The 26549-nt window shown below is 61.6% G+C and carries 29 protein-coding genes and 1 pseudogene; 13 read left to right on the forward strand and 17 right to left on the reverse strand.

What is annotated here, in order from left to right:
• Nucleotides 1-151: 151 nt before the first annotated feature.
• Complete coding sequence (locus FAZ95_RS25895) at nucleotides 152-334, reverse strand: hypothetical protein (protein WP_137335360.1); 183 nt, start codon at nucleotides 332-334, stop codon at nucleotides 152-154.
• A 13-nt stretch (nucleotides 335-347) separates the two neighbouring features.
• Nucleotides 348-1235 (reverse strand): NmrA family NAD(P)-binding protein, encoded by an 888-nt coding sequence (locus tag FAZ95_RS25900; protein ID WP_137335361.1) that lies wholly within the window; start codon nucleotides 1233-1235, stop codon nucleotides 348-350.
• Between the two features lie 193 nt (nucleotides 1236-1428).
• On the opposite strand from FAZ95_RS25900, the gene FAZ95_RS25905 reads away from it, so the two are divergent.
• A complete protein-coding gene (locus FAZ95_RS25905; RefSeq protein WP_137335362.1) occupies nucleotides 1429-2328 on the forward strand; it encodes an AraC family transcriptional regulator in 900 nt (299 codons plus the stop codon).
• Between the two features lie 32 nt (nucleotides 2329-2360).
• Here FAZ95_RS25905 and FAZ95_RS25910 read toward each other — a convergent pair whose 3' ends face one another.
• Complete coding sequence (locus FAZ95_RS25910) at nucleotides 2361-3434, reverse strand: alkene reductase (RefSeq protein ID WP_137335363.1); 1074 nt, start codon at nucleotides 3432-3434, stop codon at nucleotides 2361-2363.
• A gap of 187 nt (nucleotides 3435-3621) precedes the next feature.
• Here FAZ95_RS25910 and FAZ95_RS25915 point away from each other — a divergent pair, with 187 nt between their 5' ends.
• Nucleotides 3622-4497 carry a LysR family transcriptional regulator gene (locus tag FAZ95_RS25915; RefSeq protein ID WP_137335364.1) on the forward strand — a complete coding sequence of 292 codons (876 nt, stop codon included), beginning with the start codon at nucleotides 3622-3624 and terminating at the stop codon, nucleotides 4495-4497.
• A 176-nt stretch (nucleotides 4498-4673) separates the two neighbouring features.
• On the opposite strand, the gene FAZ95_RS25920 is transcribed toward FAZ95_RS25915, so the two are convergent.
• From FAZ95_RS25920 to FAZ95_RS25930, 3 genes are all read right to left on the reverse strand, one after another.
• On the reverse strand, nucleotides 4674-5540 hold the full coding sequence (locus tag FAZ95_RS25920; protein ID WP_137335365.1) for a M48 family metallopeptidase: 867 nt from the start codon (nucleotides 5538-5540) through the stop codon (nucleotides 4674-4676).
• Between the two features lie 220 nt (nucleotides 5541-5760).
• Nucleotides 5761-6927 (reverse strand): porin, encoded by a 1167-nt coding sequence (locus FAZ95_RS25925; RefSeq protein ID WP_137335366.1) that lies wholly within the window; start codon nucleotides 6925-6927, stop codon nucleotides 5761-5763.
• Nucleotides 6928-7530: 603 nt separating this feature from the next.
• The gene (locus FAZ95_RS25930) at nucleotides 7531-8598 is read right to left on the reverse strand and encodes a DUF3466 family protein (protein WP_254700288.1); all 1068 of its coding nucleotides are present in this window, start codon (nucleotides 8596-8598) and stop codon (nucleotides 7531-7533) included.
• Nucleotides 8599-8972: 374 nt separating this feature from the next.
• Between FAZ95_RS25930 and FAZ95_RS39505 the strand changes: the two genes are divergently transcribed.
• A complete protein-coding gene (locus FAZ95_RS39505; RefSeq protein WP_175425762.1) occupies nucleotides 8973-9122 on the forward strand; it encodes a hypothetical protein in 150 nt (49 codons plus the stop codon).
• A gap of 139 nt (nucleotides 9123-9261) precedes the next feature.
• Nucleotides 9262-10149, forward strand: a complete 888-nt coding sequence (locus tag FAZ95_RS25935; RefSeq protein WP_137335367.1) for a LysR family transcriptional regulator — start codon at nucleotides 9262-9264, stop codon at nucleotides 10147-10149.
• A 41-nt stretch (nucleotides 10150-10190) separates the two neighbouring features.
• Here FAZ95_RS25935 and FAZ95_RS25940 read toward each other — a convergent pair whose 3' ends face one another.
• Nucleotides 10191-10904: a phosphatase PAP2 family protein gene (locus FAZ95_RS25940; RefSeq protein ID WP_137335368.1), complete on the reverse strand. Its 714-nt coding sequence runs from the start codon at nucleotides 10902-10904 to the stop codon at nucleotides 10191-10193.
• 246 nt (nucleotides 10905-11150) lie between these two features.
• Between FAZ95_RS25940 and FAZ95_RS25945 the strand changes: the two genes are divergently transcribed.
• Together FAZ95_RS25945 and FAZ95_RS25950 are read left to right on the forward strand one after the other, a co-directional pair.
• On the forward strand, nucleotides 11151-11633 hold the full coding sequence (locus FAZ95_RS25945; RefSeq protein ID WP_175425763.1) for a D-alanyl-D-alanine carboxypeptidase: 483 nt from the start codon (nucleotides 11151-11153) through the stop codon (nucleotides 11631-11633).
• A 45-nt stretch (nucleotides 11634-11678) separates the two neighbouring features.
• Entirely contained in the window at nucleotides 11679-12323 is a 645-nt protein-coding gene (locus FAZ95_RS25950) for a DJ-1/PfpI family protein (protein ID WP_137335370.1), read from the forward strand.
• Between the two features lie 64 nt (nucleotides 12324-12387).
• Here the strand turns inward: FAZ95_RS25950 and FAZ95_RS25955 are convergent, their stop codons facing one another.
• Nucleotides 12388-12756 carry an antibiotic biosynthesis monooxygenase family protein gene (locus FAZ95_RS25955; protein ID WP_137335371.1) on the reverse strand — a complete coding sequence of 123 codons (369 nt, stop codon included), beginning with the start codon at nucleotides 12754-12756 and terminating at the stop codon, nucleotides 12388-12390.
• Nucleotides 12757-12900: 144 nt separating this feature from the next.
• Here FAZ95_RS25955 and FAZ95_RS25960 point away from each other — a divergent pair, with 144 nt between their 5' ends.
• Together FAZ95_RS25960 and FAZ95_RS25965 are read left to right on the forward strand one after the other, a co-directional pair.
• Entirely contained in the window at nucleotides 12901-13329 is a 429-nt protein-coding gene (locus FAZ95_RS25960) for a MarR family winged helix-turn-helix transcriptional regulator (RefSeq protein WP_254700289.1), read from the forward strand.
• Nucleotides 13330-13363: 34 nt separating this feature from the next.
• Nucleotides 13364-13897 carry a cysteine hydrolase family protein gene (locus tag FAZ95_RS25965; RefSeq protein WP_254700290.1) on the forward strand — a complete coding sequence of 178 codons (534 nt, stop codon included), beginning with the start codon at nucleotides 13364-13366 and terminating at the stop codon, nucleotides 13895-13897.
• Between the two features lie 68 nt (nucleotides 13898-13965).
• Here FAZ95_RS25965 and FAZ95_RS25970 read toward each other — a convergent pair whose 3' ends face one another.
• Entirely contained in the window at nucleotides 13966-14394 is a 429-nt protein-coding gene (locus FAZ95_RS25970) for a hypothetical protein (RefSeq protein ID WP_137335374.1), read from the reverse strand.
• A gap of 306 nt (nucleotides 14395-14700) precedes the next feature.
• Between FAZ95_RS25970 and FAZ95_RS25975 the strand changes: the two genes are divergently transcribed.
• A complete protein-coding gene (locus tag FAZ95_RS25975) occupies nucleotides 14701-14940 on the forward strand; it encodes a hypothetical protein (protein WP_137335375.1) in 240 nt (79 codons plus the stop codon).
• 274 nt (nucleotides 14941-15214) lie between these two features.
• Nucleotides 15215-17587, forward strand: a complete 2373-nt coding sequence (locus FAZ95_RS25980; protein WP_137335376.1) for a DNA polymerase II — start codon at nucleotides 15215-15217, stop codon at nucleotides 17585-17587.
• 92 nt (nucleotides 17588-17679) lie between these two features.
• On the opposite strand, the gene FAZ95_RS25985 is transcribed toward FAZ95_RS25980, so the two are convergent.
• The 3 genes from FAZ95_RS25985 to FAZ95_RS25995 form a co-directional block, all read right to left on the reverse strand.
• A complete protein-coding gene (locus tag FAZ95_RS25985) occupies nucleotides 17680-18567 on the reverse strand; it encodes an isocitrate lyase/PEP mutase family protein (RefSeq protein ID WP_137335377.1) in 888 nt (295 codons plus the stop codon).
• Between the two features lie 73 nt (nucleotides 18568-18640).
• The gene (locus tag FAZ95_RS25990) at nucleotides 18641-19534 is read right to left on the reverse strand and encodes an amidohydrolase family protein (protein WP_137335378.1); all 894 of its coding nucleotides are present in this window, start codon (nucleotides 19532-19534) and stop codon (nucleotides 18641-18643) included.
• A 59-nt stretch (nucleotides 19535-19593) separates the two neighbouring features.
• Nucleotides 19594-20877 carry an MFS transporter gene (locus FAZ95_RS25995; protein ID WP_137335379.1) on the reverse strand — a complete coding sequence of 428 codons (1284 nt, stop codon included), beginning with the start codon at nucleotides 20875-20877 and terminating at the stop codon, nucleotides 19594-19596.
• Between the two features lie 140 nt (nucleotides 20878-21017).
• On the opposite strand from FAZ95_RS25995, the gene FAZ95_RS26000 reads away from it, so the two are divergent.
• Nucleotides 21018-21905 carry a LysR family transcriptional regulator gene (locus FAZ95_RS26000; protein ID WP_137335380.1) on the forward strand — a complete coding sequence of 296 codons (888 nt, stop codon included), beginning with the start codon at nucleotides 21018-21020 and terminating at the stop codon, nucleotides 21903-21905.
• A 146-nt stretch (nucleotides 21906-22051) separates the two neighbouring features.
• Here FAZ95_RS26000 and FAZ95_RS26005 read toward each other — a convergent pair whose 3' ends face one another.
• From FAZ95_RS26005 to FAZ95_RS39510, 4 genes are all read right to left on the reverse strand, one after another.
• Nucleotides 22052-22321: a DUF1488 family protein gene (locus FAZ95_RS26005; protein WP_137335381.1), complete on the reverse strand. Its 270-nt coding sequence runs from the start codon at nucleotides 22319-22321 to the stop codon at nucleotides 22052-22054.
• Nucleotides 22322-22507 (reverse strand): hypothetical protein, encoded by a 186-nt coding sequence (locus tag FAZ95_RS26010; protein WP_137335382.1) that lies wholly within the window; start codon nucleotides 22505-22507, stop codon nucleotides 22322-22324.
• Nucleotides 22508-22961: 454 nt separating this feature from the next.
• Nucleotides 22962-23279 (reverse strand): hypothetical protein, encoded by a 318-nt coding sequence (locus tag FAZ95_RS26015; protein WP_137335383.1) that lies wholly within the window; start codon nucleotides 23277-23279, stop codon nucleotides 22962-22964.
• A 185-nt stretch (nucleotides 23280-23464) separates the two neighbouring features.
• Nucleotides 23465-23620, reverse strand: coding sequence for a hypothetical protein (locus FAZ95_RS39510; protein ID WP_175425764.1), 156 nt, complete (start codon nucleotides 23618-23620; stop codon nucleotides 23465-23467).
• A 628-nt stretch (nucleotides 23621-24248) separates the two neighbouring features.
• Here FAZ95_RS39510 and FAZ95_RS39515 point away from each other — a divergent pair.
• Together FAZ95_RS39515 and FAZ95_RS26020 are read left to right on the forward strand one after the other, a co-directional pair.
• A complete protein-coding gene (locus tag FAZ95_RS39515; RefSeq protein ID WP_175425765.1) occupies nucleotides 24249-24389 on the forward strand; it encodes a hypothetical protein in 141 nt (46 codons plus the stop codon).
• A 553-nt stretch (nucleotides 24390-24942) separates the two neighbouring features.
• Nucleotides 24943-25818: a lipid A biosynthesis lauroyl acyltransferase gene (locus tag FAZ95_RS26020; RefSeq protein ID WP_137335384.1), complete on the forward strand. Its 876-nt coding sequence runs from the start codon at nucleotides 24943-24945 to the stop codon at nucleotides 25816-25818.
• A 407-nt stretch (nucleotides 25819-26225) separates the two neighbouring features.
• On the opposite strand, the pseudogene FAZ95_RS40905 reads toward FAZ95_RS26020, so the two are convergent.
• Nucleotides 26226-26471 (reverse strand): annotated as a pseudogene (locus FAZ95_RS40905) (cytochrome c biogenesis protein DipZ); the annotation flags it as partial.
• Nucleotides 26472-26549: the final 78 nt, after the last annotated feature.

The following is a 26549-nucleotide window of genomic DNA, read 5'->3' on the forward strand; positions in this document are numbered from 1 at the left end:
CGATGCGGCCGGCGCCGAGGGCCGTCGAGGGCGCTCAGGGCCGGCCGCAGTGGGTGATCGTGACACATGGAGGGGCGGCTCGACTGTGACCCAGCGAACGCAGCCAATGCGCTGACGAAGCGGCTGCGCGAGTCGGCATCAGGACGCTGTTCTAAGCGGCGAAGTCATCGTTGCTGTCGGGGATGGCGGCCAGCAGCTGTTCCAGGCTATGCCATCCCAACCGCTCGGCCATGCTCGCAGCGAACACGTACAGCGTGCTCGCTGCGCCGCCGCGTACAGGATTGCGTTCGCGCCGAACGTCCAGCGCGATGCGCAGCAAAGGACACGTATGCATGCGATGTTCCTTCTCAACGGGTAGCGAGTGCCGGCATCAGTGCGGCCAACACTTCGCGCGGCGTCGTCGCGCCGAAACGCCGCTCGCCGACACCGTTTTCGACATCGATCCGTCCTGCATTCGTCGCGTCGTAGAGGTCGGTGATGAGCTGCGCGTGATTCGCGTTGAGCCCCGCACGCAGCAGGGTCGGCGTCCATTGGTCGCGTGGCAGCGCACGCGCGACGACATCACGGTGGCTCGCCTCGCTCAATGCGTGGGCGACATCGTTCGGACTGTAGCGGTGACTGCCCTCGATACTCACCACGCGGGCCGTATGGCCCGTATTGCGTTCGAGCAGCAATTGCGCCGCGACAACGCCGACGTCGTGTGCCGACACCATCGGAAACTTCCGATCGACTGGCTGATGAAAGCTCGGCAGCACGCCCGTTGCGAGTGCGACCGGCATGACGCGAGCCCAGTTCTGCACATGCTCCGCCGAACGCAGCAGCGTGAGGTGTCGCACTGCTTGCTTGAACTGCGCTTCGAGATGGTGAAAGACCATCGTGATGCCCGTGTCCGCATCGAGCTCGGCGCCGTAGTCGGACAGCGCGACGACATGCAGCGCCGGATACGCGCTCAACGCCTTGGCGGCCGTGTCGACCACGCGCCGCATTGCGTCTGCGGGCTCGGCGTCGCCGCGCGCGACGGGGCACAGCATCTGCGCACTGTGCGCGCCATCGAGCGCGCGCACGACCGAATCGCCATCCATCAGATCGCCCAGCACGACTTCGCACCCGAGACGCGCGAGCGGCTCGCCTTGCGCCGCATTTCGCACGACAGCGCGCACAGGCTGATCCGCGCGCCGCAGCGCCGCTGCCGACGTCTGCCCCACTTTGCCCGAAGCACCAAAAATCACGAACATCACTCGACTCCTCGATCCATGACACGGAGCCAAGCGTAAGCCGCCCCGCAGGCGGATGCGCGCAGGCAAGGATGCTCGACAGCAGATTCGGATGACGATCGAGTCGTGGCGCACGGCGAGCGCCATATGACCCTCAGCAGGAAAATGCAAATCGCAGCACAATGCGCAATTCGATGATCGAAAGGCGCAAGCGATGAAAGCCGTCACCTCCTCCTTGATCTCTCATTCCGCTGCCCGCGTGAGCCTGCGCTCGAGCGCAGCGCTTGGCTGGTCAGGCTTTGGCGCGCAAATGCTGGGCATTGCGGCGGGGTTGCATCGCATCCCAGCGATGGCGGTACATCGCGTCGGCGTGCATGTGGGTGCGCCGGTCAGGGCCGACTGCCGGTCCGATGGCAAGCGCTATGTGCGCATCCAGGCGCATGGCGATACCGATGTGATTCCCGCGGGCCTCGAGGGCGAATGGCGCGACGACGCGAGCTGCACGGTGCTGCACGTCTGGATGACAGACGAGTTCGTCCGCAACACGTTCGATCAACTCGGCCTGCGCGCTTCCGACGCGCAGATCCGGCATCAGTATCAGATCCGCGATCCGCGTCTTCAGCATCTGGCGTGGGCCATGCGCGCGGAACTCGAAGCCGAAGACGCCTCCGATCCGCTCTATGCCGAGAGCCTGTGCACGGCGATGGTCGTGCGGCTCGCGGGTGCCTCGGCGTCACGCGATGAGCGACGGCGCACGCTGACGCCGCGTTCGGCGGCGCGCGTCATCGACTACATCGAGGCGCACCTCGACGAACGCTTGACGCTCACCGAGCTTGCCGCACTTGTCGAGCTGAGCGTGCCTCACTTCAAGGTGCTGTTTCGCGAGACCGTCGGTGTGCCTGTGCATCGGCATGTCGTGCAGAGGCGCGTCGAGCGCGCGAAGGCGCTGCTGATGCAAGGCCGCCTGAGCGCGAGCCAGGTCGCGCTCGAAGTCGGCTTCGCACATCAGAGCCATATGGCGCATTGGATGAAGCGGCTGCTCGGCGTCACGCCGCGCGATATTGCACGCGAAGGCGTGGCGCCAAGCGAGATGCGGCTGATCGTGTCGCGATAGCCGCGTGCTGTCCGCCCTGACAGACAACATCTTCAGAGAGCGTCGGCTTCGCTTAGAGTCGGATAGTCGGTGTAAAACTTCTCCGAGCCACCAAAAAAGCCTTCTCTACGCGGCTCATTCATCGGGGCATTGATCTTAAGGCGTTCGACGAAGTCCGGGTTCGCCAGCACCATGGCACCGTAGGCTTCCAAGTCGGCGATACCGGAAGCGACGTCGGCGCCCACCTGTTCGCGCGATCGCCCTGGACGGTTCAGAATCAGCTTGCCAGTCCAGAGCTTGCGGATGTCCTCCAGAAGCGTCTCGTTGCCTTGGTGCATGACGTGCAGATAGGCCAGCCCCAGCTTGTCGAGTTCGCCGACCAGGTAGCGGTAGAGCTCCGCGCCTTCGGCACCTTCGTCGATGCCCCACATCGTCGTGCCGGGCGACAGGCGGATGGCCGTTCGGTCAGCGCCGATCTCGCGGGCAATTGCCCTCGCTACCTCGATGGCGAAGCGCGCGCGATTCTCGATGGAGCCGCCGTATTCGTCTGTGCGCGTGTTGGCGCTTGGGGCGAAAAACTGCTGAACCAGATACGCATTCGCGCCGTGAATTTCGACGCCGTCCGCCCCGGCTTCAATCGCGCGGCGTGCCGCGAAGGCGAAGTCGGCGACCGTCTGGTGGATTTCCTCGATTGTCAGCGCGCGCGGCACGGGAATGTCCTGCATTCCCTTGGCGGTAAACATGCCCGTGCCTGGCGCGATCGCAGACGGAGCGACACCCGGGCGATGGTGAGGCGTGTTGTCCGGGTGGGACATGCGTCCGGCGTGCATGAGCTGAATGAACAGATGGCCGCCTTTCCCATGCACCGCGTCTGTGACGCGCTTCCAGCCGGCCACGTGCTCATCGGTGTAGATGCCGGGCGTCATCAGGTAGCCCTGACCGTCAGCCGAGGGCTGCGTCCCTTCCGACACGATCAGGCCGACACTGGCGCGCTGCGCGTAATACTCGACGGCCAGCTCGCCTGGCGTGCCGTCGAACTGGGCACGCGACCGGGTCATCGGTGCCATGACCAAGCGGTTTTGCAGGGTGTAGCGGCCGACACGGACGGAATCGAATAGTTTGCTCACGTTTAAATCCTTGGTTGGAGTGGAACAAGGGCAGGCACGATGACTCGACGAAGTGACGGACACTGCCGTGGCCCCACGAACGCGTCGGCTGCAGCCTGAGCTTGCGATGGACGAATCATCGTCTGCTTCGCACGGAAGATAAAGATGGTCTTTCGGATATCATTGCTCCATCGATGGAGCAATGCGGATGGACGATTACCTCAATGACATGGCTTTGTTCGTAGAAGTCGTCAAAGCCAAAGGCTTTCGGAACGCGGCGCAAGCGCTGGACATACCGAACTCGACGGTGTCGAGGCGAATCGGCGCACTCGAGAAAACCGTCGGGCTGCGTCTGCTGCATCGCACGACCCGCAAGATCGAGCTGACAGAGGCTGGCCAGATTTATTTTGAGCGGTGCAAGCGCATTGTCGACGAGGCCCGCCTCGCCCACGAGCAGCTCGGCGAAATGCTGGCTCAGCCCAGCGGCGTACTGCGCGTGTCGCTGCCGGTCGACTTCGCCGTGACTTACCTGGCGCCGCTTGTCGTGGAGTTCGCTGAACTCTATCCCGGCATCAGCTTCGATTTCGATCTCACGTCGAGGCGGATCGATCTTGTCAGTGAGCCCTACGACGTTGCGATCCGGATAGGCGAGTCCGAGGACTCTCAGTTGATTGCGCGTCCGCTGGCCTCGCTGACCCCGTACCTGTTTGCGTCACCTGGCTATCTCAAACTAGCGGGGGAACCGAACAAGCCCGCCGATCTCACGCGGCACGAATGCCTGACGATCCTAAAGGCGGCCACCTGGACATTGCAGGATGGAAAGCGGACGACTACGGTGCCGGTACGCGGGCGGTTCGCGCTCAACAGCGTCGGCATGATTCGACGTCTCGCAGTGCTGGATCGAGGCATTGTTCTGATGCCGCGGGAAGTCGTCGTAGACGATCTGGCCAGCGGGACGTTGCGCCCGGTTCTGCCGGGCTGGCACGGCACGGCCGTGTCGATCTATGCCGTCACGGAAACCCGGTTGCTGCCCGCGAAAACGCAGCGCTTTATTGAATTCCTTCAGGGACGGTTGGCACGGTAGAGCAGTGAATGCCGACTTCAAGAGAGTTCGAATCCGAAGCGTCAATGGCCGGCACTTCTTGTGCCAATTCCCCAGCGCTACGCGGGACCGCGGGAATTCCCGGACGACGAAATTGCGCGCTAACGTTTGCGATATATCTTGCGTTGGCGCGCGTCGAATTTTGCTTGCGCCGATCCTCAATTTGAGTCGAGCGTGTGGCTGCCGACGTTGAATTGCGGCTCCCGCGAGGCGCCTTCGAAGCCACCGAGTGCATGGTTTGCCACGCTGCTGTCGATTGCAGCGACGCGCCGCGTCAGCCGCGGATGGGTCCGGAAGATTTCGGTGAGGAAACCGAAGATGGGCGGCACCATTTTTTCCTGAGCGATGAATGCATTGGAATTCATCGATGCATTCAGGCGTCGGCAGCCGCAACCCAGCATCTGCAATGCGCCGCGTGACGCGTGGGCGTCCTTTGATAGATAGGCGCCAATGCTGTCGCATGTGTATTCCCGCGAGCGCGAGTAAGCCTTGCCGAGAAATGGGACGACGTGCGCCGGCAGCTTGAGCGTGTTGATCCACGGATTCAGGTGCCCGGCCGCATGATGGCCCAACTCGTGACCGATCACGAAACGCACTTGGGCGTCGCTGTTCGCTTCGACGAGAGCACCGGTCAGGAAGACATAGCGGCCGCCGAGCAGGCGCCGCGCAAAGGCGTTGAAAAGGCCGTTCGAGTTGTAGATGAAGGTCTTCGGCGGCTCGGACAGGCCGATCTCCCGCGAGGCTTCGACGACCATCGCGTGGAACTCCGGGAACTGCTCGCTGCCCAGCAGCACCATGTTGCCGAATGCGGACGCCCGATAAGCCGCGGATGCCAGCCAGTAGAAAATCGCTGCCGCGACGCCATATCCGACGTAGAGGCGGATGAAGTGGCCCGCCTTGGGGTCGTTCCAATGGTTATAGATCGCCAGCGCAATGGCGATCCACAAAAGGACGCCAATCACGATCATGATCCGTTGATAGCCCTTCTCCCGCTTGTTTCTAAGTAAATCGAATGTATTCGCCATTTGATTTTCCCCAGCCTCGGATTGTTAATTGGTTTTCTCTCAGAGCGGCATAGCGGGCCGCAATAAGTATATAGAGGGCTTTGGGGATTGGGCGCAAGTTTTTTTGAAGGGCGGGCCGCCGCATATCACGCGGATGAAGCGCTGCGGCGATTCGTGGAGATTGCCCGTGAAGCAAGGCACAGCTTCCTCGCGTTCGTGCGATGAAGCTGTGCCAAGGCGCTTAGAACGCGTGCCGAATGCCGACCGTCACGGCCACTTGCGTGCTCGTCGACGACGGTGACAGCGTGTTGATCATCGCGTCGCCGAGCACGGAGCCCGCAGGCGCACCGTGCACGTTCTGATAGACGCCTTCGAGGTAGACGTCGGTGCGCTTGCTCAGCGAGTAATCGGTCTGCAGCATGACCGTGTTCCACCCCGGCGTTGCGTTCGTCGCGCCGTCCGAGTAGGCGCCGTCGGTGTACGTGTACGCAGCCGACAGCGTCAACGCCGGCGTGAGCGCGTATTTCGCATTCACTTCGAAGTTGTCGAGGCGCAGGGTTCCACCGAGCGGCATGTAGTTGCCCGTGCCCAGCGAGATGACGCTCGCCATGTTGTCGATCTGCGTATGGCTCCAGACCAGACCGACGGTGGCCGGCCCGAACGTATAGTTGCCGCCGGCGCCCCAGATGCGCTGACGTTCGGCGATAAAGTTGGCGCTGCCGTCCTTGACCGCGATGGCGCCGTTCGGGTTGGTGCCGAGCACGCCGCCACCCGGATTGTTGAACTGGAGATAGCCGGCCGCCAGATTCACCGGGCCTTGGCTGTACCCCACGCTAAAGCCATAGACGCGGTTGTTCGCAAATCCACCCGCCGCATTGCTGAAGGAATACATGGCTTCGCCCGTGATGCCGGCGATGGTCGGGCTCACGTACTTGACCGTGTTGTTGACGACGACCGAGTCAGCTGCGAGGTTGTCGTTCTCGAACGGATGCGCCGCGATGTTGCCGCCCCACGTGTTGCTTTCCGCGGAGAGCGGTCCGAGCAGGTCGTTGACCACGTCGAACTGCCGGCCGAATGTGACGGTGCCGTAGGGATCGCTCTGCAACCCGACCCACGCCTGCGAACCGAATCCGTCGCCGGAGAATGCCTGGGTGCCGTTGTTCAGGTTGAAGCCTTGCTCGAGCTTGAAGACCGCATGCAAGCCGCCGCCCAAGTCTTCAGAGCCCTTGAGGCCGAAGACGGTGTTCTGCGTCGAGCTGGTGGCCATTTGCCAGGCGCTATGACCGGTCTGGTTGTTCGTATAGACGATGCCGGTATCGATGAGACCGTACAGGGTCACGCTGCTTTGCGCATGGGCCGATACCGCAAATGCCCCGGATACCGCGAGAGCCAGCAAGGACTTTTTCACTATTATCTTCTCCGTAAGTTTTAACGAACTGCGAAAACCACTATGCCTCTATTGCTGGTCAGCACGACGACCCGCCGCGGTGCGGGCTCATGACCTGTGGGGCGGCAGGGTGCGCGCGCGAGCGTGGCGATTGACTGGACTTCATGAGATTCTCTTGTTGTTGTCAAAGCGGCTGGCGTAACGCGGTTCCCGGCCGAGTAAGCACGAGGCGTGCAAATCTAAAGAGCTTCACTATGCAGCAAGCAAACCGGCCGCAAGCTATGAACGGCCTATACAGCAAATCACGTGCCATGGGCGTTCATCGGCCGAAGCTACGATTGCCTGTTGCTGGAAGGGACCGTCGTTCCGAAGCCAGTTGGGTCAATGCCAGAAGATAAAACGATTAATGACGGTGATTTAAATGCGGGTGGCAGCGTTATTGATAAGGGAGGGTGAAGATAGGGGATGCGAATGGAAATCGCTCCGCCACTTGATATGACGTCAAACGTGAAAGATGAATTTGGTGCACAAGTTGCTTTCACTTGTGGCACGAATGGGCATCTTTGGTGCTCTGTTGAACGATTCGGGCGATTTGGCGCGAGAGGGGGAGTTAGAGGTCGGCAGTCATCTATCGCGAGTCCAAAGGACGGCGTGCCACACGGAGTTACTCGGCGCGGAGTAACCCGCGATTTCTCCGCGGTTGTTGATTGACCGAGCCATACTTTGGTTGTCACCGGGGAGCATGCCCAGGTCGGTCATCACCCCGTGCTCATAGAGAAAGGCGTGCTGCTCCCACCCGCTTGCCGTGGACGATGAGCCGACCACCTGGCCGCGCTCGTTGATCCCGTAAGCGGCGCTGTTGGTGCCGCCGGGGAGCGTGCCCAGATCGATCATCTGTCCGTGCTCGAACAGAAAGGCGTGCGTGTTCCCGCTTGCCGTGGACGACGAACCGACCACCTGGCCACGATTGTTGATCGCGTAAGCGGCGCTGCTGTTGCCGCCGGGGAGCGTGCCCAGGTCGGTCATCACCCCCTTTGCAAACAGAAAGGCGTGCTCGTTGTTCCCGTTTGCAGTGGACCAGCCGACCACCTCGCCGCGCTCGTTGATCCCGAAAGCGGAACTGAAGTAGCCGCCGGGGAGCGTGCCCAGATCGGTCATCACGCCGTTTTCGTAAAGAAAGGCTTGCGACGCCCGGCTTGCGTTGAACGACCAGCCGACGATTTGACCGCGATTGTTGATCGCGTTAGCCGCGCTGTTGTCGCCGCCAGGGAGCAGACCCAGGTCGGTCACGACCCCGTTCTCGAACAGCGTCGCATGCGGGTAGCCTTTCGAGTCGAAAGAGTAGCCGACCGCCTGGCCGAGCTCGTTGATTCCGTAAGCGGCGGCACTGCGCTCGCCACCGGGAAGCGTGCCCAGGTCGGTCACCACTCCGTTATCAAACAGAGCAGCGTGCGGGTAATTCCTCGAGTTGATCGAGCCACCGGCGATTTGGCCACGCTCATTGATCGCGATCGCTTGGCTGCTCTTGCCGCCGGGGAGCGTGCCGAGGTCCTTGATGCTAAAACTTTGGTTGGCGATGTCAGCGCTTTGACCTGCGGCGGGTTGGAATGCGGCGATCGTGACCAGGGCGAAAACAATCAGAGCGCAGTGAACGTAGTTCACACTGCTAATTAGCTTGCGTACAGATTGCATGACGATCCCCATTCATGGGACATGACCTGGATCGCAATCGGCGACCCGTCCGTAAGCGCGCCGAAGCCTGCTAAAGCTAGCTGAACTTTTGACAACTCACTGCGTGATAGTCAGAGGCATAGGTCGACATCGAGATGGACGTCGGCAGGACTTCGATTCGCGTGCGGTGCGAAGCGCCACGCCTTGCGTCTCAATGTAGGCAAAGGCCGAAAGAAAGTCGAGTTTTATTATCAATAAAAAATCCAGTAAATTTTCCATCCATTGCATATGGGTCGGAATAAATTCCATTGAAATGAATGCGGATATAGGCTATCGGGCGATCAACGGGACAGCCCAAAACATCATCGATTGACTCAAGACGAGGAGCATTTGAAATGGATTGGCTACATGCCATCTCTTATTTTTTCGGCGGTGCGTTTTTCGCGAATGTCGTGCCATTCGGCATGCGAATCCTGGCGATGGGGCTGTTCTGTGCTCGGCACTTCGGCAGCTTGCATGGCGGCAATACTCGGGAACGTATATGATCGCCTCGGCAACCGGTACCTTCAGGCTACTGAAGCACTTCAGCTTTCCCGCATTGACTCATACGCGTGCTCGAACTGCTGCGCCGCACGCTAGCAGGCAGGAGTAGACTGCGCAATCCGATACGAGCCAAATCCATCAATGCAGCGCGTCGACTTCAACAATCTCCGGGCTTTCATCGTGGTCGCGCGCGAGCGCAGCTTTACTCGCGCGGCGGCGCAGCTTGGCGTGTCGCAATCGGCGCTCAGCCACACGATTCGCGGACTGGAAGAGAAACTAGGCATTCGCCTCCTCACGCGCACGACGCGCGGCGTCTCGCCGACCGAGGCGGGCGAGCGGCTGCTCTTGAGCGTGGGGCCGCACTATGAGGGAATCGAGTCCGAGCTGACCGCGTTGAACGAGCTGCGGGAAAAGCCTGCCGGCACGATACGCATCACGGCGCACGATCATGCGATCGATACCGTGCTCTGGCCGAAGCTCGCGAAGCTCATGGCCGAATACCCGGATATCACGGTCGAACTCAACGTCAACTACGCGCTGACCGATATCGTCGCCGAGCGCTACGACGCCGGGGTGCGCAACGGCGATCAGGTGGCCAAGGACATGATCGCCGTGCGCATCGGTCCTGACGTTCGCATGACGGTGGTCGGCGCTCCGGCGTACTGCTCGAACAAATCGCTGCCGAAAACGCCTCGAGACTTGGCTGCGCACGTCTGCATCAATCTTCGGCTGCCTACCTATGGCGGGCTCTACGCTTGGGAGCTCACCAAGGACGGCCAAAATCTGCAAGTCCAAGTACGCGGCCAATTCATCGTCAATACCACACCGCAGATACTCACCGCTGCGCTTGCGGGTTTTGGCCTCGCGTTCTTGCCGGAGGACGTGGTGGCGACGCATATCGAGGCGGGCCGCCTCGTGCGCATGCTCGACGATTGGTGTCCGTCGTTTCCCGGCTATCACCTGTATTACCCGAGCCGCCGGCAGGTGTCGCCGGCGTTTGCACTGCTGGTGAATGCGTTGCGCTATTGACGTCCAAGTTTAGACGTCAACGATAGACGTCAACGAGGACGTCAATGCAACAAGCCGTGCGCCAGCACGCGCAGCTCGTCGAACTGCGTCGTCAGCTCAAAACAGAGTATGAACGCCCCGCCGTAAAACACGCCGGGATAGCGCTGGGCCAGTGAGAGCATCGGTGCGGCGACGCGCGTGCGTATCGCGTTCACGTTCATCAAAGAGGCGATGCCGATACCGAGTACCGCGCCGGCGAGCACGTCGGTCGGGTAGTGCAGTCCGAGCAGGATGCGTGGCACGCCGATCAGCACGATCGCGTGGAATAGCGCGTAAATGCCCACAGGCCGCGAGGCGAGAAAAATGCCCATGGCGACCGCGGACCAGAGCATGACGTGGTCGCTCGGAAACGCACTCCACGTTCGCAGCACGGGCTCGTCGATATTGGCTTCTGGAAAGTACGCGCGTAACGCCGGTTCATACATCGGCCGCAGGCGGAACGGCAGATAGTGCGCAAGCAGGCGGCCCGCCGCCAACGCGATAAACCCGCTCACGATCGCGATCACGACGATTTCGCACTGGCGTCGCCTCAAAGCCGCACCGTCTGGCCCGTCCGCACGTTCGGATCTGAACCAGATCCACCAGAGCAGCATCGTCAAGACCACGCCTTTGAACAAATACATGGCCACAATCGTTTCGATGGCGTGGTCGAAACGCGGAGAGTCCATGATCGCTGGACTCATGAGCTCGATGAGCCATGTGTCGAAGTGAGTCATTCGCTTAGATGTCCTCCTCGATAGGTAAGAACAATAAGTGGATATACGGTAACGATGCTTGGATATAGGGTATGTGCGTTAGCGCAAGCAGCGTGCCTGATCGATCCGAGCGTCAAGGCGGCAGACCGCATCGCTGTGCCGGCGCTGAAATCCATGACGCCAGCGCCTATAGCATTCATGGATGCGGGTGCAAAGAAGTATCGTCTGCCGAATGCATTGCTTGCCGGCGCCGAGACGAGGGCTGTCATGTCCAGACGAATCGTGGGTGCCATAGCGGCGTGCTTAGCGTGTGCGGGTCTCCTCGTGTCCGGTGGCGGCGGCAGCGTGACGCTCGATCCGATCGTCGCGATCATGAGCAAACCGCGCTACGTCGCAGCGAATTCGCAGTGGTCGATGGTGGTCATGGACGCCGCCTCGGGCAGCGTGCTCTATTCGGTCGACCCGGACGTGCTTTCCTACACGGGGTCGGTGCGCAAGCTGTTTTCGGTGGGCACGGCGCTCGACGAGATCGGCCCGAGTCACCAGTTTGAAACGCCCGTCTACCGGAACGGCACGGTGAGCGCGGGCGGCACGTTGCCGATGGCCGGCTATATCGACGCCAAGAGCGGGCGGCGCCTCACGTTCGCGCTATTCGTCAATCACGCGGGACCACTCACGGCGTTCACGGATACACTCGATGTGTACGACGACGAAGCGCAGATACTCGGCATCGTCTATGACAGCTTCTAAAATACATCGCATCTCAACCGGCTGGGCTCGATGCCCGGGAGCGCCATGCACATCGCCATCCTCACGTTCGACGGTTTCAACGAGCTCGACTCGCTCATCGCCCTTGGCGTCCTGAATCGCATCAAGAAGCCCGATTGGCGCGTGACGTTGTGTTGCCCGCAGCCGGAGGTCACGTCGATGAACGGCGTCACCGTTCGTGCTCAGTCGATGCTGGAGGAGGCGCGCACCGCCGATGCGGTGATCGTCGGCAGCGGCATCAAGACGCGGGAGGTCGTCGAAGATGCGGGACTGATGGCCCGTCTGGCGCTCGATCCGTCACGTCAATTGATCGCCGCGCAGTGCTCCGGCACGCTGATCCTGGCCAAGCTCGGTTTGGTCGGCGGCATCCCGGCTTGCACGGACCTGACGACGAAGCCTTGGGTGCAGGCGGCGGGCGTGGAGGTGCTGAACCAGCCGTTCTATGCGCACGGCAATGTTGCGACGGCGGGTGGCTGCTTCGCTTCGCCTTATATCGCGGCATGGATCATCGCGCGGACGGAGGGCGTGGAGGCTGCCGCTGCCGCGCTGCACTATGTGGCACCCGTCGGCGAGAAAGAGGCGTATGTGGAGAACGCCATGAAGCGGATTTCACCGTACTTGCCGGAGCAAAACGCACTGCGCGGCATGCCGCTTCACGCGCCTGCGGCGTAGCGCGCCGCTAATAACGCGCGTCGGCCGGATTGCCGCCGTTGGGCCAGTCTTGCGCTTTCGCCGCTCAAGCGACGCAAATTCCCGGCACCGCGACCTTCTGGAACAGGTGCGGCGAAGCGACCGCCGATGACGGATACGCGGTGATCTTCGCCTGGAATTCCGGATGGGTGAACGCCGCCCGAAAGTGGGCGTTGGACTCCCAAACCGCGTAGTTCAAATACGTCGGACTTTCTCCAACCGCGCGGTGAAGCTGCGTCGAAATGAAACCGGGCTGCCGCTTCATGAACGCGGCATCGTCCTGCCAGACTTGGAGAAACGTCTGCTCGTCGGCCTGATCCAGTGTGAAGACGTTGACAAGGACGACCGGGGCGGCGTCTGCGGCAAGCTGACGCTGAATCGGGAAGGCAGGGTCAAGGGGACGCATGTGTGGCATGATGGGCTCCGTCAATTTGGTTGCATGATGTCAATTCGACATAGATGATGTATACTGCGTTGACATCTCAATGTCAATTTAGTTTTATGGTGACAGATGCGCAAAACGAAGCGAACACCCGCTGGTGAGACCCTCACGAGTTTCATGCTCGATTTTTTCAGGCTCAACAGTCGGATTCTGGCCGCCGGCGACCGGCTGGTGGCCGAACTCGGGCTCACTAGCGCGCGCTGGCAGATTCTTGGCGCCATCACGGGAGCGGAGCAGCCGCAGCCTGTCTCATGGATCGCGCGAGACTTGAGCGCCAATCGCCAAAACGTGCAGCGTATCGTCAACGACCTGGAAGCGGACGGGCTGGTGAGATTCGAGGCCAACCCCCACCATCGCCGCGCGCAACTTGTCGTGATGACGGACAAGGGCAAGCAGACCTTCGAGGCGGCAATGGGCCTTCAGGCTGCGTGGGTCAATAGCCTCTCGGACGGGTTATCGGTCAAGGAGATCGAGGCGACGCACGACGTCGTGATGAGGCTGCGAAAGAATCTGGACGACATGAGTGAACCCGACAGCCAGGAGTGATTGACAAATGAACTCGCTACCACGCGACGCTGTTTTGATCGTCATCGACGTGCAACAGGCATTCAACGATCCAAGCTGGGGCCAGCGCAACAATCCCTCGGCCGAAACCAACATCGCGGCGCTCCTTGCAGGCTGGAGAAAAACACAGCGGCCGATCATTCACATTCAACATCGTTCTGCGCGGCTGGAGAGCTTGTTTCATCCCGATCGCCCGGGCTTCAAGGTCAAGCCCGAAGCCGAACCGTTGTCCGAGGAGCCGGTTATTTACAAGGACGTGAATAGTGCGTTCATCGGCACCGATCTTGAACAGCGCTTGCGTACGATGGGTGCCAAGACGTTGGTGATCGTCGGCATTACGACCGATCACTGCGTATCGACCACGACGCGCATGGCCGGCAATTTCGGCTTCGAAACTTATCTCGTGTCGGATGCCACGGCAACGTTTGAGCGCCGTGGGCCAGACGGCAACGTTTTCAGCGCGGAGCTGATGCATGAGACAGCGCTAGCGAGCTTGCATCGGGAATTCGCAACGGTGATCGATACGGCGAGCGTCCTGGCCGGGTTGTAGGAGACTGAGCGCCGGTCATTGGCGCAATCGCGTCGATCGATTTCCTGCCGCCGCTCGTCGCCAGGTATTCAAGTGCCGCGATGCCCCCTTTCCCGCGCGAGCAGTTCCTGTTTCAGCGCAAGCGCCTCGCTGTTGTCGCGCTCGATCGAAAGCGCCCAATAAACGCCCGAGCGCGCTTTGCGCAGATCGTTTTTGTCGAGGCCGTCATGCGCTCGTGCCAGTGCGAGCGACAGCAGCTTGCTGCGTCGATCGCCATGGGGCGCTTCGCTCGGCGGCGCGGAGCTGGGCGGCAGCGCGGCCACGGCCGTTGACGGCGGCGTCTTGGCGGGAGCGGCCGGCGTCGGCGGCAACGCCGGATGGGGGGCGGTTTGTGTGCTTAGCGGCGGCATCGAATTGCGGTCCATCGTGGGCCCCTGCGTCGCCGCTACCGGGGCGCGATCGTGGCTCGCGCCTTCGGGAATGACGCTGCCCTGTACCACCGTTTGCATTGTTTGCATGTCATGCCGCTCGAGCGCGGCAGTGCTCTCATACCGCTGCAAAGCCGCTGATGCGCCGAGGAGAACGAGAAATGCGAACGATGCGATCGCTGTGTTCGGCCTCACATTCCAGAATCGGAAAGCGCTATGCAATGGCGAGCGCACGTTCCCATCGAGATAGCGGTCGGGCGACTCGAACAAGAGCGTCGGCCGCGGGAGCCCTTGCAGTTCGCCGAACGAAATCGCAGCACTTCCACCTGCTGCGCTTGCGGGGGCGAATGCCGTTGCCATCTCGGGCCGCTTTGTACGCGTGCGTTCGCTGAGAGCATGGCGAACATTCACGCCGCAGTGCGGGCAATAGGCGACCGGCTCAAGCAATCTGCCGCCGCAACGGGCGCACGCCGTCGGAAAAGCGCGGTCATGAGCGAGCGGATCGCTCGTCGTAAAAAGTTCCGTTCTGGTCTCAAGCATGAAGAGGGGAATAATGCGTTGGGGTCGGATGGCGCGCTCGCCGAGCGAGCGCAAACCAGGGATCGATCCGTTAAAGAGGGTCTGCTTTCGTCGTGATGGCGATACGAATTAGACGAACGACCCCGGCCAATATCGAACAGCGGCGACACAGCGTCAACCCACGAAAACCGTGTCTATCGGGACTCATCCGCCAAACATCAGAGGCTGTCCGCCATAGGGCCCAGCGAGCACTCGCGGCGCCTTTTGATCAGATCAGCAGGAGTTGTGCCAGGTCGCTAATCGAGTTCAACGCGAGTTCAGCGGCCGCCTCGCTCAAGCGCTAAAATCCGCCGCTTGGGCATCAATTGAGCATCAACGGCGAGCGTGCGTTTTGACGGAGTTCGAGCAGGGTTTCATCCTCACCCGCCACTGGCGGGATACCCCGGACGGCATCGAGATCGAGTTCTGGCTGGCGACCGGACGCGGTCCGCGCCGGGTGCGGTTGCGCCCGCAGGATGCCGTCGCGTTCATTCCAGCCGAACAGCGTGACGAGGCCGAGCGCGTGCTGGCGGGCGAAAGCGGCACCGAGCTGCGTCCGCTCGCGCTGCACGACTTCCGTCAGCGGCCGGTCGTCGGTCTCTATTGCCGGCGGTATCGTCATTTGGGCGCGTTGCAGAAGCGTTTGACTCGGGAGGGCGTCGACGTCTACGAATCCGACGTGCAGCCGCCGGACCGCTACACGATGGAGCGGTTCATCACGGCGCCCGTGGTGTTTCGCGGTGTGCCGGCCGCCGATGGCGTCATCTCCGACGCCGAGCTGAAGTCCGCGGACGACTATCGTCCCGCGTTGCGATGCGTGTCGCTCGACATCGAGACCAGCGCGCGCGGCGAACTTTATTCGATCGCGCTGGAAGGCTGCGGGCAGCGGCAGGTGTTCATGCTGGGGCCTGCCAATGGCGACGCTGGGGACCTCGACTTCGATTTCGAGTACTGCGATAGCCGGCCCGCGCTGCTCGAGCGGCTCAACGACTGGTTCGAGCAACACGACCCGGACGTGATCATCGGCTGGAACCTCGTCCAGTTCGACTTGCGCGTGCTGCACGCGCATGCCGAGCAGTATCGCGTTCCATTGCGGCTCGGACGCGGCGGCAGCGTGCTCGACTGGCGCGCGCACGGCCAGCAGCCCGATCGCTTCTTCGCGGGCGCCGCGGGGCGCCTCGTGATCGACGGCATCGACGCGTTGAAGTCCGCTACCTGGACCTTTCCGTCGTTCAGCCTCGAATACGTCGCGCAGTCGCTGCTGGGCGAAGGCAAGGCGATCGACGATCCGTATGGGCGCATGGAGGAAATCCAGCGCCGTTTCGATCACGACAAGCCCGCGCTCGCGCACTACAACCTGAAGGATTGCGAGCTCGTCACGCGCATCTTCGAAAAGACGGATCTGCTCTCGTTCATGCTCGAACGCGCGACCGTCACCGGCCTCGCGGCCGACCGCACGGGCGGATCGGTCGCGGCCTTCACGCATCTCTACCTGCCGAGAATGCATCGGCTCGGCTACGTCGCGCCGAACCTCGGCGACGTGACGGGGCAAACGAGCCCCGGCGGCTTCGTCATGGATTCGCGTCCGGGCCTCTACGATTCGGTGCTCGTGTTCGACTACAAGAGCCTGTACCCGTCGATCATCCGCTCGTTCCTGATCGATCCGGTCGGGCTGATCGAGGGCCTGGCTCACCCCGGCGACGATGAATCCGTGCCCGGCTTTCTCGGCGCGCGTTTCTCGCGTACGCGCCATTGCCTGCCGGACATCGTGCGGCGCGTCTGGGACGGCCGCGACATCGCGAAACGCGAGCGCAACCAGCCGCTGTCGCAGGCCCTGAAAATCATCATGAATGCGTTCTACGGCGTGCTGGGTTCGACCGGCTGCCGGTTCTTCGATCCGCGACTCGCGTCGTCGATCACGATGCGCGGCCACGAAATCATGCACAGAACGCGCGAGCTCATCGAATCGCACGGCTACGAGGTGATCTACGGCGACACGGATTCGACCTTCGTCTGGCTGAAGGAGCCGCATACCGATGACGAAGCCGCGCGCAAGGGACGCGCGATCGTCGAGCACGTGAATCGCTGGTGGAAGACGCACTTGCACGAGCGCTTCGGTTTGGAGAGCGCACTGGAGCTGCAGTACGAGCGGCACTACCGGCGTTTCCTGATGCCGACCATTCGCGGTGCGGAGGAGGGCAGCAAGAAGCGCTATGCGGGCCTCGCGGTCACGCCGGAAGGTAGCGAAGAGGTCGTGTTCAAGGGCCTCGAGACGGTCCGCACCGATTGGACGCCGCTCGCCCAGCAGTTTCAGCGGGAGCTGTACCGGCTCGTCTTCATGCGGGAACCGTATCAGGACTTTATCCGCGACTACGTCCGCCGCACGCTGGCCGGCAAGCTCGACGCGCTGCTCGTCTATCGCAAGCGCGTGCGCCGTCCGCTCGCCGAATACGCGCGCAACGTGCCGCCGCATGTGCGCGCGGCGCGCATCGCCGATGCGTTCAACGAAGCGCACGGCCGCCCGCTGCAATATCAGCGCGGCGGGTGGATCAGCTACATGATGACGACGGCCGGCCCGGAGCCGCTCGAAAGCAGGCGCTCGCCGATCGACTACGCGTTCTATGTGAGCCGCCAGCTCCAGCCCGTCGCCGACGCGATCCTGCCGTTTCTGCGCGACGACTTCGAGACCGTGATTTCCGGGCAAGAGCGGCTGTTCGAGGGTTAGCGATTCGATCGCGGGATTATCGGATAGATCGAGGTGGGCAACAATTGCCGGGGGATTGGGTTGAGATTGGTGCGATCGAGTAGCGTTTCCGCTCACTCGTCCTTTACGGCGTACTCGCGATCGAGCTTGTCGTAGAGCGGCTTGTTCACAAGGCGCTGGCGTTCGCTGAATGGTGCGACCAGGGAGGCGTCTTCATCCAATCGGCCATGTTCGCGCAACGCGCCGAGCGCTCGCTGCATGCCGAGTACCGCACCTTGCAGCGCTGCGTTCGCGTACAGCACGATCCCATAGCCGAGGCTGGCGAGCGCTTCACGCGTTTGCACCGGCGTCTTGCCGCCGATCACGATGTTGATCAATTGCGGCCTATCGAACAGCGACGGCAGACGCGTGATGTCGGCGAGCGATTCGATGGCCTCGATAAACAGAATGTCCGCGCCGGCTTCGATGAAGCGATGGCCGCGCTCGATCGCGTCTTCGATGCCGTGCACGGCAGCCGAGTCGGTGCGCGCCATGATCTGTAGGTTGCCGTCTTCGCGGGCATCGACCGCAGCGCGGATCTTGCCGGCCATCTCACTCACGCTAACCACTTCTTTGCCCGAGAAGTGGCCGCATTTCTTCGGCATGACCTGATCTTCGAACTGGATGACGTCAGCGCCGCTGCGCTCGAGCACGCGCACGGTCTGACGCACGTTGAGCGCATTGCCGAAGCCGGTGTCGGCATCGACGATCAACGGCAGCGCGACGGCGTCGCGGACTCGTGCGGTATGTTCCGCGATTTCGTGCAAGCCGACAAAACCGAGATCGGGAAGGCCGAGTGACATGTTGGTCACGCCCGCACCGGTCAGATAGAGCGCTTCGAAGCCAGCGTCCTCTATGACGCGCGCGCTCATTGCGTTGAAAGCACCCGGTACGAGAAGGCCCTGGCGTTCTGCGACCTTGGCGCGAAACGCTGCGCGGCGAGCAGTGGACGAAATAGACATAGCGTGTCTCCGAATGATCGTGTGAGGGACGACTCCGCGGCGGGCAGTCGATTGCGGTGCTAACGGCTCAAGTCTAGAAACGAAACAGATTCGCTGCCGACGTCGTAAGAATCGTCCGCCTGGTGGCTTCGTCGGGAATCCACTGTTGCAGCGCGTTTGCGGCTGCGGCGTAGTCGATCAGGTGACGATGCTGCGTATGCGGCCAGTCGCTGCCCCATACGAGCCGTTGCGCACCGAATGCGCCGAGCAGTGCGCCTGCGAGCGCGATCCCGCTCTCCGTGCCGCATGTTCCTTCCCCGCTGCGATAGGCTGCGGAGAGCTTGACCCATACGTCGCCGGACGATGCCTTCGACAACAGATGGCGAAAACCGGGATCGTTCGCGCCGAGCGTGGCATCCGGACGGCCGAAGTGATCGACCACGACCGTGCAGCGATGCGCGAGCAACGAGTCGAGCACATAGGGCAGATCGGCCGCGTGCGCCTGCACTTCGACATGCCAGCGCAGCGCGTTGAGCCGCGACAGGAGCGCCGACCATCGGCGCTCTTGAAAGCCGGGCAGCGGCAGGCCGATCAGATTCAAGCGCGCCCCGACGACATGTGCGGCATTCAGGGTCTCGAGTTCCGCGTCGCTGACTTCCGGGTCCACGACAGCGACACCGCGAAAGCGCCGCGGATATCGCTTCGACACCGCCGCGAGAAACGCGTTGTCGACGCCGAGAAAGCTCGGCTGCACGAGCACGCCCTGAGACATGCCGTGCCCGTCGAGCTGGTCGATGTACTGATCGAGCGTCGCGTCGTAGTTGGGCGCGTGACGGCGCTGCGTGGCGAGGGGCAGCCCCCGCACGAAGATGTGCGCATGCGAGTCGATGCCGGTGATGCGCGGCTCTTCTCTGGCGAGCCATGCGGCGCTCTTCATGGAGAGGGCAGTGAACGGATCGGCCACGGTTGCGGGCAGAGTGAGGTCCATCGTGCGGTTAGCCTGAGAGTCGATTGAAGATGAGCGGGCGGCGACGGGAATGCGCGAACTCAGCTGCGGGAAGCGGCAGGAGCCTCGGCGACCGTGCCGTTTTGCGCAGAGGCCGCCATGCGAGCGCCGCGTGTCTCGGGCAGCATCAGGGCAGCGATGACGACGAGGCCATAAGCCGCGCCCGCGTCGATGCCAAGCGCCGCGCCCAGCGACATCGAACTGCTCATGTGGCCGATCAGCACCGGAAAGCCGGCTGATGCGATGCGGCCGAAGTTGTAGCAGAATCCGACGCCCGTGCCGCGCACGCCTTGCGGATACAGTTCGTTGAAGAGGGCGCCGAGCGTCGCGGGAATGCCCGCCGAGAACAGCCCGAGCGGAAAGCTCAGGATCAACATGGTGGTGTCGCTGACCGGCAGGAACGTGTAGATATTGACCATCACCGCGCAGCAAACCGCAAAGAGGATCACATTCCAGCGACGCCCGATGCGGTCCTGCAACCAGGCGCTCACGAAACATCCCACGATGAACGCGACGATGACGACTGCCAGATAACCGCCCGTACCCAGCACCGACAGGTGTCGCTCGGTCTTGAGGTAAGTCGGCAGCCAGGTGGTGATTGCGTGATAGCCGCCGTGCGCGCCGAGTCCGATCAGAGCGCCGACAAGGGTCGTGCGAATCACCGCTGGGTCGAAAATACCGGCGGCAATGCTGAAGACGCCGCGCTGACCACGATCGTCGCGCGCGGTCTGCGCCTCGCGCGCCGGCTCGACAATGTTGCGGCGCAAGTACAACACGAGCACCGCGGGCGCGAGACCGATCGCGAACAGCACCCGCCAGGCCCATTGCGGCGACACGAACGAAAAGACCAGCATATAAAGCAGCACCGCTCCGCCCCACCCGAAGCCCCATGCGCTCTGCACGATACCCATCGCCTTGCCGCGATGCTTCGGGTTCATCGTCTCGCTGAGGAGCACGGCGCCAGCCGTCCACTCGCCGCCGAAGCCGATGCCTTGCAGCGTCTTCAACGCCAGCAACTGGTCGAAGCTTTGCGCGAACGCGCTGAGAAAGGTGAACAGCGAGAACCAGATGACGGTGATTTGCAGGGCCCGCACACGGCCCACGCGGTCAGCCAGAATGCCCGCGAGCAGGCCGCCGAGCGCACCGGCGACGAGCGTCGCGCCGCCGATCAATCCTGCTTGGCCCTTGCTGATGCTCCAGGTCGCCAGCAGCGACGGAATGACGAGGGAAAAGACCTGCGTGTCGACGCCGTCGAGTGCCCAGCCCGCGAAACAGCTCCACAGCGTTCGCTTTTCGACGGACGTGATGTCCCGATACCAGCGCATAGTCGTCTCCTTGTGCGCGCCGCTGGGCGCGGCGGCCGATGATGGATCAGGACGGCCGCTGTTGATTGGTGCAGGTCATTCTAAAAAAGGCGGCAGTGCGCGCATACTATGGAAATGTTGTTTTTTCATAGCGATTTGATATGGAATCCGTCCGCACGCTCAAGTATTTTCTCGCTGTCGTCGATGCCGGCAGCGTCACCGGCGCGGCCAGCCACCTCGGCATGGCGCAACCTGCGCTCAGTCAGGCCATCACGCGGTTGGAGCAGGATCTTGGCGTGAAGCTCCTTGCGAGAACGCGCCGCGGCGCGGCGCTCACGCCAGCTGGTGAGGCGATCGTCGAGGACATCCGGCTGAGCGTGTCGCGAATCGAGGCGGCCGAAAGGCGTGCTCGTGATATCGGCGCGCAGCGTGGCGGGAGACTCACGATCGGCTTCGCGTCGGCGGCGCTGTTCGAGGTGATGCCCAAGGCGATCAGGGCACTGCGCCTCGAGGTGCCCAACGTCGAACTGACGCTGCGCGAGATGAGCAACGCCGAGCAGGCTAGCGCGCTTGAATCCGGCGAGATCGACATTGGCCTGCTCCATACGCCGGTTGCCGTGAGCGGGCGAATGCGCGAGAAGCTGATCGTGCGTGAACGGCTGCAGGCGGTCGTGCACGAATCGCATCCGCTCGGTGCCGACGGCAAGCTGGGCCTCGCGGATCTTGCGCGCATCGGGCTCGTTTGGTTTCCGCATGGCCAGTTGCCGGTGGTGCGCGCCGGCATCCTTAGCGCGTTTCGCAAATTCGGCTGCGAGGCCAATATCGTGCAGGAGGCGAATCGGTCGCTGACGGTGCTCGCTTGTGTTGCGTCTGGCTGTGGAGCTTCATTGCTGCCGCAATCGGTGAAGGCGCTTCAGTTTGCCGGCGTGCGCGTGTGCGAAGTGCGCGAGGGCGATGCGCTGCCGTTCTTCGAGCTCAGCGCAATCTGGCCGCACCGGTCCCGCCCAACGCTCGCCGACAAGTTCGCGGCGCTGTTGAGTCCGCGATGAGTCGCGTTGGCTTTCAGATTCATAAGCTCGACGTTGAAGCGCGGCCCGAACGATTAGCGGGTCCCGAGCGAGCAGACAACTACCTACGGCTAGTGCAGGTCAGAAAGAAGGTGCACGTCGGGTGTGCGCGCAAATGGAGACCCTTCTCACGAGATCGTGTACCTGATCTGGGGACCACCCTTATAAAGGTCTCTGGCGAGTGCCAAAATCCGCTCGCGATTGCGGTCGAAGGCCGCAAGCAAGGCGGGCTCGCCGGAACCCATGTCAGAGTTCAGTTTCGCCAGCATCGCATCGTCGACCAGAAAGGTAATCTCGCGAGAAGAATTGTCGTAGCCCCAGAAGCACACACAGTGTCTGGAAACGTCGTAGGTGCGACTGGGATTAGGAAAGTTGAGTGTCACGTCACTTTTGCCCATCTAACCCTCTTCACAGATATAACGCCACTTGCTCGCGTTGACATTGATGCGGGCGTCATTTTCTTGCCGCTTCTGGGCGCGCTCGATGTCCGCGCGCTTCAGTGCCAAGGAGCGTGCCTTTTGCCCATCAACGAAGTCGCTTTGCCTGACGGGCGTGGCTGACTTCAGCTCGGTTTGCTTTGGCATGCTGGTTCCAAAAAAAGAATTTCAAATGGCAGGACCGTCGCGGCGACCGAATTTCATCGTCGTCCGCCCTATGGGAGGTGCGCACGACTACCCGCGCGGGCTTGCCGCCGACGGCATCTCTTGTGCACTGAACAGCCGGATCGAGCCTCACAGTGAGGCCCGGTTAACGCGAAAAGTTCGCAGCTTCGACGTTCGCTCGCGGGATCGTTGTGGTGAGCTTTCTGCGGAGCCGTGCTGACCGGGGGTATCGCAAGGAGTCGACGCAAAACCACCGGTCGTTCACATCGCACTTCCCGAGGATGCGCCCGATACCACAGCCATGCAAGCGCTATCTCGACGCGTCAGTTCACTCAAATCCCCCGCGCACGTACCTTTGGCCTGCAGGCTCCGATGAATTCTTTCACTTCCCGTGAGGCAGAACGCTTCGTTTCCAGACGAGTGCATCGCCCGGGATTCAACGTCTAGGTCCCTTCATACCTTCGGTTTCCATGGCCGCATGCCGCTCCTCGTTTGCTTCTATGGGTTCCATGGCCTCGTCGATGGAAGCTGTGGCGCGCTCGGTGGCCGATCGGGTTTCGTCGACAGTGGCCCCGGGTTCTCCGTCTTCGTTGCGCGGGGGCTCCAGCATATCCTTAAGCATTGCCGTCAACTCCGGCGTGTCCCACGGCTTTCCGCGCTGCTTGTTCTTCTTTATGTAATGCCTGACTTCCGCGTCCTGCTCCGGCGTCAAGGGAAGACCGCGAAAAGTGTTTTGGGGGGTAATGTCGGCCATGGTACTGCTCCGAGATTTGTCCTGTTGAAGTTGAAGGCTGTCGCAAAAGCTGCCGGCGATGTCCATCTGAAGGCGTAGGCAGAAGTACCATGGCCTTTCCCGTCTTGGGCGGCGCTGGAACCCGAGGTCTTCATGCAACGAACAATCGAATATCGCGGATCGGAACCGCATCGTTGACCGCGCCGTCAATGCTTACGGTGCATCCAACCCATGTGATGTGCATCAAGCCACTGCGCCATCCCGTCGCCCTTGTGGTCGTGCATGTAACGTTGCGCCAGCATGAACGCGACGACCAATAGGACCGCCAGGCCGACCATAAAACTAATCATTGACTGAGTCATGGCAACCTCCTTGCCAGGTCGCGACCATCTTTACATTGTAGGTGATGCGCTCACGGAAACCGCCATCCCGCCCGGTTCCTGTCCCTCAGGGACAATTCGGTGTTTCCCTGGCCCGGCGGTCGTGTGGAGGCCGCCCGCTTCACTTCGGTTCCGGCCAGTTTTCTTGTACGTCAGACAAAAAGCCGGCGCTTGGCCGGCTTCTGCTGACTGCTCTTCAGCAGTCTCGCGACTGACGCTTGTCAGACGCGCTGTTCCGTGGTTTAAGGCGCAATGGGCGTTTCCAATGTATGTTCGGCGCCGTCATTTTAAGCTTCGGCTTACTTGCGCTTGCCGTGCTCAACTTGCTGTGCGCGCCGCAGATCCGATGCTTGACCTCGTCACGGTTGTTCCCGTTTTGCTGTTGCTTCGTTACAAACTCCGGTGTACTGCAAAGTCCATTCTGTCTCGCGAAACTTCAACTAATTCGTAATCCTACAAATTAGACTTTGGAAAAATCGTTACGTTCGGAACGGAGTTGTAACAGCCGGCCGAATCGCTGAAAACGCTTCGCGACAGCGAGCTGAAATCAGCGCACAATGCTTGGACACTCGAGCTTTTTGGCGAGCACCAATACCACCGGAGTAGTGTGATGGCAAAAGGTCAGTTGCGCAGCAATCGCGAAGCAAAGAAACCGAAGCAGCCGAAAAAGCCGCCGCCCGGTTTGTCGCCGTCCAGATCGGTCGCACCCAGCGTGCAGCCGAATTCTGTGGATACGAAAAAAAAGCGTTGAGGACCCTCTCGTCCAGCCAATTCGTCGGCGTCGCATCGATGCCCGACAACTTTGTCTCGAGCTCATCCGGTCGCGGTTTCGATGATCCTCGCTTGCCACAACGCAGGCGTGGGTCTTCGTGCGCATGCCGCCGGTGCTCGTCCTACCGAGTTCCCGTACGCCGGCGGGCCGACAGCGATACCTCTCTCTGAGCGCATGCCGTTAGGCTTGCCGATGTTCTTTGTTAGGTGCACAGCCGACGTTTGAATGTCCGGGCGGCGGGGTAAACGATCGTCTCCTTCTGGCCGCACTGACCCGAAGCCACTGTCCACTGTTTTGCAGAACGGAGGTCCCCTTTCGGCGTGGAATTATCATTCGCATACTCACGATCAAAATCTTCGGGGTAGGTCGAACCTTGGCCGTCCGTTATACTCGCGAACTTCGCATGTCGTCTCAGTAACCCGGTGATCACGCTTGCACTGTATGGTCCACGGTTGATATATCGAGCGGAAAGGTCGCCTGCCTGGCGTTTAACTTCACTTTCCGCCACGCCACCACACATAGGGGACAACCTTTGGAACGCCTCAGCCTTGCGCTCATCGTGGCGTTGCTCCGCACGCTTTCCGTGCTTCCTTACAAGTTTGTCGCAAGGCTCGGGATGGTTGTCGGCACTGCGTTGTATGTGCTTCCGAGCCGCCGCAAGCATATCGTCCTGGTGAACTTGCGTCTCTGCTTCCCCGAGAAGACTAGCGACGACCATCACAAGCTCGCAAGAGATCACTTTCGTCATGTTGTTCGCAGCTATCTCGAGCGAGGCATCCAGTGGTTTGGCAGTGCGCAGTCAATCCAGGATATCGTACAGATCGAAAGCAAAATTGATCTCAATGCCAAAGAAGCCCCGCCCACCATCTTCATGGGCTTTCACTTTGTGGGCATTGAGGTCGGCTGCATGCTTTACTCGACGCACCTCCCCGTCGCCTCCCTGTACACACGTATGTCAAGCGCAGCCCTATGCGACCTGGCCAAGCGGCAACGCGGCAGATTCGGCGCAGAGATGATCGAGCGCGCGACAAGTGCCAGAAAGATCGTGGGATTGTTGCGTTCCGGCAAACCGGTCATGCTCGCGGCGGATATGGACCAGGGCGTCGACAACTCCGTGTTTGTCCCTTTCTTCGGCGTTCCCGCCTGCACGCTCACGGCTGTTTCGCGTCTCGCGAGACTGGGGCGTGCGCGGGTTGTTCCCTTCGTGACTGAGGTGCTTCCGAATTATCAAGGGTATAAGTTGACCATTTTCGATCCGCTCCTGGACTTCCCATCGGGGAGCGATGAGGTCGACGCGCGTCGCATGAATGCGTTCCTTGAGGAACAGGTCGTTAAATTTCCCGAGCAGTATTACTGGGTGCACCGACGTTTCAAGCACCGACCACCGGGTATGGCATCGGTATATTGAACGGTTCGCCCGGTCAATGAGCTTGCCGGCAGCGTTTGCCAGCATCCATGCGTTGTGCGTTTTCAAAGGATGCTAGGCGCTCATCGCCCCGATGCTTCCGGGAGCGGGCTGGTGAGTGCCGCGCCCGTTGAGTGGTCAGTATCGCGGACGATGTAGTCGACGCCCAGACCCTTCACGGCCTGCGTGACGTTTTGCGGATCCTTCTCGAAGGCGAACTCGGGTGCGTGCACGCCGATCACCACGAGGCCGTGATCCTTAAAATTGCCGGCCCAGCTGCGTACGTAGGGCAGCGCACCCACGGCTCTGGCTGCGGCCTGCACGGGGCCGACGAGATGTACCGCGTCGATCAGCTTCTGTTCAATTACGCCGGCACTCTCCAGCGACATTCGTGTCAGCAGATGAGTATCCAGCCCGAGCGCAATGGCGGCTACCCGCGCGAGCGCGAGCACGCCCAAAATGCAGCGCGCCAATTCGCCGGCGCCAAGCACGCGCTTCATGGCGGCGAAGGTGAGCGCCTTGCCGGCCGGCATGGGCTGTCCATTACGTGCGAACGGCCGGTCTGTGCGAGCAAATACGAACGGCAGCACGCGCAGGATGCCGGGACTCGGAATGGTGAGTACCCCGCCCAGGTAAGCAAGGATCAGTAAAAGCATGGGAGCGACTTCCGTGGTGGGTTCATGGCGCTATTCGCGCGACCCCGCGCCCGGGTTATGTCCCGGTGTGCGCGAGGC

The sequence above is a fragment of the Trinickia violacea genome (assembly GCF_005280735.1).
GTDB lineage: Bacteria > Pseudomonadota > Gammaproteobacteria > Burkholderiales > Burkholderiaceae > Trinickia_A > Trinickia_A violacea.